Origin of the sequence: Campylobacter concisus (assembly GCF_003048675.2) — a bacterium.
In the GTDB taxonomy this organism is placed as follows: Bacteria; Campylobacterota; Campylobacteria; order Campylobacterales; family Campylobacteraceae; genus Campylobacter_A; species Campylobacter_A concisus_F.
On the sequence record NZ_CP060707.1, the window covers coordinates 944,642 to 952,583 of the forward strand.

The 7,942-nt window shown below is 40.0% G+C and carries 8 protein-coding genes and 1 tRNA gene; 6 read left to right on the forward strand and 3 right to left on the reverse strand.

Translation table 11 applies throughout. The features are described 5' to 3' along the window. Positions 1 to 21: 21 nt before the first annotated feature. From CVT00_RS04755 to CVT00_RS04765, 3 genes are all read right to left on the reverse strand, one after another. Positions 22 to 96 (reverse strand) — tRNA-Gln (locus tag CVT00_RS04755). A 193-nt stretch (positions 97 to 289) separates the two neighbouring features. After that, complete coding sequence (locus CVT00_RS04760) at positions 290 to 721, reverse strand: GatB/YqeY domain-containing protein (RefSeq protein ID WP_103558088.1); 432 nt, start codon at positions 719 to 721, stop codon at positions 290 to 292. A 30-nt stretch (positions 722 to 751) separates the two neighbouring features. Further along, entirely contained in the window at positions 752 to 1,654 is a 903-nt protein-coding gene (locus tag CVT00_RS04765) for a disulfide bond formation protein DsbA (protein WP_103558087.1), read from the reverse strand. A 130-nt stretch (positions 1,655 to 1,784) separates the two neighbouring features. On the opposite strand from CVT00_RS04765, the gene CVT00_RS04770 reads away from it, so the two are divergent. The 6 genes from CVT00_RS04770 (at position 1,785) to era (ending at position 7,930) form a co-directional block, all read left to right on the forward strand. Continuing rightward, entirely contained in the window at positions 1,785 to 3,323 is a 1,539-nt protein-coding gene (locus CVT00_RS04770; protein ID WP_103558086.1) for an inorganic phosphate transporter, read from the forward strand. Between the two features lie 182 nt (positions 3,324 to 3,505). Next, entirely contained in the window at positions 3,506 to 4,729 is a 1,224-nt protein-coding gene (locus CVT00_RS04775) for an argininosuccinate synthase (RefSeq protein WP_107915251.1), read from the forward strand. 23 nt (positions 4,730 to 4,752) lie between these two features. Further along, on the forward strand, positions 4,753 to 5,199 hold the full coding sequence (gene rplI / locus CVT00_RS04780) for a 50S ribosomal protein L9 (RefSeq protein WP_021086217.1): 447 nt from the start codon (positions 4,753 to 4,755) through the stop codon (positions 5,197 to 5,199). Then, positions 5,200 to 5,733 carry an ATP-dependent protease subunit HslV gene (hslV, locus tag CVT00_RS04785; RefSeq protein WP_002940451.1) on the forward strand — a complete coding sequence of 178 codons (534 nt, stop codon included), beginning with the start codon at positions 5,200 to 5,202 and terminating at the stop codon, positions 5,731 to 5,733. 8 nt (positions 5,734 to 5,741) lie between these two features. Then, entirely contained in the window at positions 5,742 to 7,064 is a 1,323-nt protein-coding gene (gene hslU, locus CVT00_RS04790; RefSeq protein WP_012001741.1) for an HslU--HslV peptidase ATPase subunit, read from the forward strand. Continuing rightward, positions 7,061 to 7,930, forward strand: coding sequence for a GTPase Era (era, locus tag CVT00_RS04795; protein ID WP_103558083.1), 870 nt, complete (start codon positions 7,061 to 7,063; stop codon positions 7,928 to 7,930). The genes hslU and era overlap by 4 nt, the downstream gene beginning before the upstream one ends. Positions 7,931 to 7,942: the final 12 nt, after the last annotated feature.

A 7,942-nucleotide genomic window follows, 5' to 3' on the forward strand; every position in this document is an offset into this window, starting at 1 on the left:
GTTGTTTGGGATTTTTAAAAGTGGATGGGGTAAGAGGATTCGAACCTCTGAATGACTGGACCAAAACCAGTTGCCTTACCGCTTGGCGATACCCCAATGTTTTTAAGAGTTGTAATTATATAGACTTTAATGCCATTTGTCAAGCTTTTTTAAAAAAATATGTAAATTTATTTTATTTTTCAAAGTAGCTTTTTAAAAATTTAAAAATAAATGAAATGCTTTTATAGCATTTAAAATTTAACTATAGCTTTTAAAACCCATGCGAAAATTTACATGGGTTTATCTAGTTTTATACCAAAAGCTCTTTTGCGATCATGCTTATGCGTTTTGCTTCAGCGCTCGCTCCGATCTCATCTTTTGCCATTTTCATCACAGCGCCTAAATTTTTACCAACCTTTTCAATGATACTTTTAATCTTCTCTTTTAGCTCATCATCACTTAGCTGAGCTGGTAGATATGCCTTGATAAGCTCGATCTCGCTCTGCTCTTTTTTAGCTAGGTCCTCTCTTGCTCCCTTTAGATAGAGCTCAACCGAGTCAGCTCTCTTTTTGATCTCTTTTTGAAGTAGTGGGAGCACGACCTCGTCAGTCATCTCGATCCTTTGATCGACTTCGACCTGTTTAAGTGCTGCATTTAGCGTCCTTAAGGTGTCTCTTTTAAACTCATTTTTTGCTTTCATAGCCTCTTTTATGTCGGCCAAAATTTGCTCTCTTATGCTCATTTTCTCTCCTTTAAATTTTTGAAATCATAACTAAAATTTTGTGATAATTTCTTGAAATATGCCTTTTAAATAAGCCGCCCCAACGCCCTCTCTAAGCCCATCGTCGATAACTATAAATTTCGCTTCTTGCCCGTTTAGTAGCTCTTTTAAAAGCAGCGTTCCAGCGATGAGCGGATATTTTCTACTTCTTCCAACAGCCACATCAGCGCTTTTATCATCCATCTTTAAAAGCTCATTTACAAACCAAACAAGACCGTCATTTTTAAGCTCATATCCGTTCACTTTTTTGGGATCGTAGCTTTCGTAGTTTAGCCCAAGCTTTAGCGCTGCGATAGTGGTCGGCACGCCAGAAGTTAGCACGATAAGTCTATTGTTAAGACTTGTTAAAAATTCCCTTGCCTCTTTTGTATAAATTTTTGCATTTTCTTGCATCAGATCAAGCGCTTTAAACCTCTCGTAAAAGGTGATGATGCCAAATTTAAAGCTTATAAATTTTCCATCTTCGCCTATCTCTGAGCTTGCACCGCCGATGTCGATGATGCTAAATTTATCATTTATGCCAAGCTTTCTTAAGGCATTTTGCACGCCTAAAAATGTAAGTTTTGCTTCAGCTTGCCCGTCAATGATATGAAAATTTATGCCAAATTTCTCTCTTATCTCGCTAAAAATTTCTTCACTATTTGACGCTACTCTAAAAGCTTCAGTTGCGACTGCCACACATTTAAATTTAGTAAAGTCGAATTTGCTTTTAGCCTCTGCTATCGCTTCAAAAAGCCTATTTTTAGCCTCAAAGCCTATCTTACCACTTTCGTTTAAGCCCCTTGCAGCTCCAACTATCTTTTCATAAATTTGCTCGTTACCAAAGCCATTTTGCTCTTTTTTTATAAGTGCCACGCGAAAGGTGTTTGAGCCAAGATCGATCGCTATAACCAAAATTTATCCTTAATATTTTTGCCAAATTCTAACATATGATAATTTAGTATCATTTAAAGTGAGAAAATTCTAAAAACTTTAATAATTTTCAAGATATAATTTTGCCAAAAACTCTTACAAGGGGGCTTGATTGCTTCGAGATAACTTCTTGGCGTTAGTTATTTTTGCGATTTGCAGCGTTGGATTTTTCGTTTGGGGCTATCAATACATCCCGGCAAATAACTACTTTTTATTCTTGATCGCTGGTATGTTTGGTCTTTTTATGGCGTTTAATATCGGCGGAAATGACGTTGCAAACAGCTTTGGCACAAGCGTTGGCGCAAAAACACTCACACTAAAACAAGCTCTTGTAATCGCCGCCATTTTTGAGCTTAGCGGTGCGATATTTGCAGGATCTGAGGTTACAAATACCATTAGAAACGAGATCGTGAAATTTCCAAGCGACATAAACCCGATGAAATTTGTCATCATTATGATCTCAGCCCTTCTAAGCTCTGGTCTTTGGCTATTTTACGCGTCCAAAAAAGGTCTGCCAGTCTCGACCACTCACTCGATAGTTGGTGGCATCGTTGGCGCAGGACTTGCTATGGGATTTATGATAAAAGACCCTGAGCCATTTAATATGGTCTCTTGGGGTGAGATCGGCAGGATCGCCGTTAGCTGGGTCATCTCGCCACTGCTTGGCGGCGTGATGTCTTACATTATATTTGGCTATGTAAAAAGCAAAATAATCGAGCCAACGCACGAGCTAAAGACAAATTTAAAAGCATTAAAAGCTGAGAGAAAAGCCTATAAAGAAAGCTTTATAAGAGCGCTTAAAACAAAGCCAGCTGAGGAGCAAATAGCCACTCTTTCAAAGATCGCAGTTATCGATGAGGACGAGATCGAAACCACTGAATACAGCGAGTACCGCTCAAAAATTCGCATCATGAAAGATAGCGAAAAAGAGATAGACACCTTTAAAGCTATGAAAAAGCACATTCCGATCATCGCTGGATTTGCCGCGATGGTCATCTCATCAATGATGCTTTTTAAAGGGCTTGAGCATATAAATTTAGCCTTTAGCATCATCCAAACAGTCTGGATCATTTTCGTCATCGGAGCTCTAGCGTATCTTGCAAGCCTTGCTATTATAAACGTCATGAGTAAAAACGACAGCGAAAAGAGTATCAATAGAATTTTCTCATGGTTTCAAATTTTTACCGCTTCATCTTTTGCATTTTCACATGGCGCAAACGACATCGCAAATGCCGTTGGACCATTTGCAGCTGTGCTTGACGTGCTAAAAACTGGCTCTATAAACGAAAGCTCACCTATACCAAGCATCGCAATGGTAACCTTTGGCATCTCGCTTGTCGTTGGACTTTGGTTTTTAGGCAAAGAGGTGATCACCACTATCGGCTCAAAACTAGCTGAAATTTTACCTACGACTGGCTTTAGCGCGGAGCTTGCCTCAAGTATTGTCATACTTCTAGCTACAAAGCTTGGCATACCAGTTAGCTCGACGCATATCCTAATAGGCGCAGTTTTGGGCATTGGCATCGTAAATAAAAATGCAAACTGGAAAATGGTAAGACCTATCATCCTAGCTTGGCTCATCACGCTTCCAGCAGCTGCTATCTCATCGGCTATATTTTATTTCGCCCTTGCTAAATTTCTAGGCGTTTAGAAAAACACTTTGCTTGTAAATTTAAAATTTGCAAGCAAATTTCATTTAAACTAAAATTTCTAATTTCTACGGATAAAAAACTATCAGAAAAATAAAATTTTACTTACATTATTTAATAGATTAATTTATTAAAGATTAATCAATTTAGGCTAAAATACGACCATTTCAACAAAAGGACAGCTATGAAAAAAGATGTAAAAAAAGTTGTTTTAGCATACTCAGGCGGACTTGACACAAGTATTATTTTAAAGTGGCTTCAAGACGAATACAAATGCGAAGTAGTCACATTTACAGCTGACATCGGACAAGGTGAAGAGCTAGAGCCTGCACGCAAAAAAGCCCTAGCACTTGGCGTAAAACCTGAAAATATTTTTATAGAAGACTTAAGAGAAGAATTTGTACGTGATTATGTATTTCCAATGTTTAGAGCAAACGCAGTCTATGAGGGCGAATATCTGCTTGGCACATCAATCGCGCGCCCACTAATAGCAAAACGCCAAAGCGAGATCGCAAGACTTGTTGGCGCTGATGGTGTGAGCCACGGAGCAACAGGCAAAGGCAATGACCAAGTTCGCTTTGAGCTTGGCTACTACGCGCTTGGTGACAACCTAACTATCATCGCTCCATGGCGCGAGTGGGATCTAAACAGCCGTGAAAAACTCTTAGCATACGCTGAGAAAAACGGCATAGATATCACCAAAAAACCAGGCAAAAGCCCATACTCAATGGACGCAAATTTACTTCACATAAGCTACGAGGGCTTAGTGCTTGAAGACCCAAGCCACGCACCAGAAGATGATATGTGGAGATGGACAGTAAGTCCAAAAGATGCTCCAGATAAGAGCGAGATCATCGAGATCGGCTATGAAAAAGGTGATCCAGTGAGCATAAATGGCAAAAAAATGAGCCCAGCTGAAATTTTAACCGAGCTAAACCGCCTTGGCGCAAAACATGGCATCGGCAGACTTGATATCGTAGAAAACCGCTCAGTTGGTATGAAGAGCCGCGGCTGCTACGAAACACCTGGTGGCACGATAATGCTAAAAGCTCACAGAGCGATCGAGAGCATCACACTTGACCGCGGTGCAGCTCACTTAAAAGATGAGATCATGCCAAAATATGCTGAGCTAGTTTATAACGGCTACTGGTGGTCACCTGAGCGAAATATGCTCCAAGCTCTCATCGACAAGAGCCAAGAGCACGTAAATGGCTCTGTAAAAGTTGAGCTTTATAAAGGCAACGTGACTATCCTTGGCAGAAGCAGTAAAAATGATAATCTATTTAGCGAGGCATACTGCACATTTGAAGAAGATAGCGTTTATGATCAAAAAGATGCGGAAGGATTTATCAAACTAAATGCGCTTCGTTTCATCATCGCACGCAAAAATGGGCGAAAATTTGACTAAAAATAAAATTTAAAAGGATAAAAATGAAAGTACTACTAATAAAAGATGTAAAGGCTCTTGGCAAAGCTGGCGAGATAAAAGAGGTAAAAGACGGCTATGGCAACAACTTTTTAATCGGCAAAGGCTTTGCAAAAGCAGCTACTCCAGATGTCCTTCGCCAATACGAAGCAGCTCAAAAGAGAAAGGCTGAAGAGCTAAAATATGAGATAGCAAATTTAGAAAAGCTTAAAGAAGAGCTTGCAAAAGTGACAGTCGTCGTCAAGAAAACTCTTGGTGCAAATGGCTCGCTTTTTGGCTCAGTTTCAAAAGAGGAGATCGCAGCAGAGCTTGAAAAGACACATCATTTGGTAGTTGAGAAAAAGGCTATCGACCTAGACACTCACCTAAAAGCTGTTGGTCTTTATGATGTCTCTATAAAGCTTGGTCACTCGATAAATGCGACCTTAAAGGTTGATGTGCAAGGAGAGTAGATGTTTCATGCGACAACCATCTTAGCCTACAAAGGCAAAAATAAAGCGGTCATCGGCGGCGATGGACAGGTGAGCTTTGGCAACACCGTCTTAAAGGGCAACGCCGTAAAAATACGCAAAATTCACAACGGCAAAGTTCTAGCTGGATTTGCTGGCAGCACTGCTGATGCGTTTAATCTCTTTGATATGTTTGAGAAAAATTTAGAGCATACAAAGGGGGACTTGCTAAAGGCGGTGATAGAATTTAGCAAAGAGTGGCGCAAAGACAAGTATCTAAGAAAGCTTGAGGCGATGATGCTTGTGCTTGATAGGGATAAAATTTTCTTACTTAGTGGCACTGGAGATGTTGTCGAGCCAGAAGATGGCAAGATAGCAGCTATTGGAAGCGGCGGAAACTACGCTCTCTCAGCAGCCCGTGCCTTAGATAAATTTGCCGATATCGACGAAGAAGAGCTAGTCAAAGAGAGCCTCAAGATCGCTGGCGAAATTTGCATCTATACAAATACAAACATCAAAACTTATGTTTTAGAATAAGAGAGAAAATGAACTTAACACCAAGAGAAATTGTTAAATTTTTAGATGACTATGTGATCGGTCAAAAGGACGCCAAAAAGATCATAGCGATCGCACTTCGCAACCGCTACCGCCGTATGAAGCTTGAAAAGAGCCTGCAAGATGACATCATGCCAAAAAATATCTTGATGATCGGCTCAACTGGCGTTGGTAAAACCGAGATCGCAAGGCGCCTTTCAAAGATGATGGGACTGCCATTTATCAAGGTAGAAGCTAGCAAATATACTGAGGTTGGCTTTGTTGGTCGTGACGTTGAAAGTATGGTTAGAGACCTTGCTATGGCCTCATATAATCTCGTAAAAAACGAGCAAAGCGAGAAAAATCAAGATAAGATAAACGCCTACATCGAAGAAAAGATCGTCTCAAAGCTACTTCCGCCACTTCCAAAAGGTGCGAGCGAAGAGAAGCAAGCAGAGTACGCTAAGAGCTATGACAAGATGCTAAATAGGCTAAGAAACGGCGAGCTTGACGAGCTAAGTATCGAGATAGAGGTGCAGCAAAACCCACTTGAAGCTGGCTCAAACGTGCCACCTGATATGGCGCAGATGCAAGAGAGTTTTATAAAGATAATTGGTATCGGCGGCAAAAATATCAAAAAAGAGATGAAGGTAAAAGATGCTAAAAAAGCCCTTCAAAGCGAAGCAAATGATAAAATTTTAGACCTTGAGAGCGTAAAAACTGAGGCTTTAAGAAGAGCTGAAAACGAGGGCATCATCTTTATAGATGAGATCGATAAGGTCGCTGTTGGCTCAGGTAGCTCAAATAGGCAAGACCCTAGCAAAGAAGGTGTGCAAAGAGACTTGCTACCTATCGTTGAGGGCTCGAATGTAAATACTAAATTTGGAAATTTAAAGACAGATCATATTTTATTTATCGCAGCTGGCGCATTTCATATAAGCAAGCCAAGCGATCTCATCCCAGAGCTTCAAGGCCGTTTTCCACTAAGAGTAGAGCTAGATAGCCTTGATGAGGACGCGCTTTATCAAATTTTAACTCAGCCAAAAAATTCGCTTTTAAAACAATATATCGCACTTCTTTCAACTGAAAATGTCGAGCTAGAATTTGACGATGAAGCGATAAAGGAGATAGCAAGGATCGCTCACGCAGCAAATGAAAAGATGGAAGACATCGGTGCTAGACGCCTTCATACGGTGATCGAGCGCGTGATAGAAGATATCAGCTTTGAGGCTAGCGAAAAGAGCGGCGAGAAGATAAATGTGACAAAAGAGCTTGTAAAAGAGCGCCTAAAAGACGTGGTTGAGGATCAAGATCTAGCGAGGTATATACTTTGAAATCAGGCTTTGTTAGCATCATAGGACGCACAAATGCTGGCAAAAGCTCGTTTTTAAATGCCTTGTTGAACGAAAAGATCGCCATTGTCTCGCACAAACAAAACGCAACTCGCAGAAAGATAAATGGCATAGTTATGAACGGTGAAGATCAGATCATCTTCACCGACACGCCAGGGCTTCACGAGAGTAATAAAGCGATAAATCAACTACTAATTGGCCAAGCTATAAAATCGATGGGATACTGCGATCTCATCGTATTTTTAGCGCCTATCCATGATGATACAAGCGACTACGAGAAATTTCTAGCTTTAAATCCTGAAAAACCACACATCTTAGTGCTAACAAAAGTCGATGAGAGCTCAAACGCAAAAGTGCTTGAAAAGATCACTCAGTATCAAAAATTTCAAGATAAATTTGCAGCACTTCTTACTTTTAGCACCAAGCAGCCTACCTATAAAAAGCCGCTTCTTGATGAAATTTGCAAGCTTTTGCCAGAGCATGAGTACTTTTATGATCCAGAATTTCTCACGACGACAAATGAAAAGGAAATTTTTAGAGAATTTATACTTGAAGCGATCTATGAAAATTTAAGCGACGAAATACCTTATCTTAGCGATGCGATCATAAAAAGCGTAAAAGAAAAAACTGGCATAACTGAAATTTATGCAAGCATCATCACGGAGCGTGACATCCATAAAAGTATGATTATCGGGAAAAATGGCGAAACTATTAAAAGAATTGGAATTTTTGCAAGAAAGTTAATACAAAATTTAACCAACACAAAGGTCTTTTTAAAGCTCGATGTAGTCGTTAAAAAAGGCTGGAGCAAAGAAGAAAAGAGCCTAAATCAGATAATCGGCTATTGATTTTTTATTTTA

Excerpts from the sequence above, each read along its gene's own strand:
- rplI (WP_021086217.1), top strand. The coding sequence starts at position 4,753 with ATGAAAGTACTACTAATAAAAGATGTAAAGGCTCTTGGCAAAGCTGGC.
- hslU (WP_012001741.1), top strand. The coding sequence starts at position 5,742 with ATGAACTTAACACCAAGAGAAATTGTTAAATTTTTAGATGACTATGTG.
- hslV (WP_002940451.1), top strand. The coding sequence starts at position 5,200 with ATGTTTCATGCGACAACCATCTTAGCCTACAAAGGCAAAAATAAAGCG.
- CVT00_RS04760 (WP_103558088.1), bottom strand. The coding sequence starts at position 721 with ATGAGCATAAGAGAGCAAATTTTGGCCGACATAAAAGAGGCTATGAAA.
- CVT00_RS04775 (WP_107915251.1), top strand. The coding sequence starts at position 3,506 with ATGAAAAAAGATGTAAAAAAAGTTGTTTTAGCATACTCAGGCGGACTT.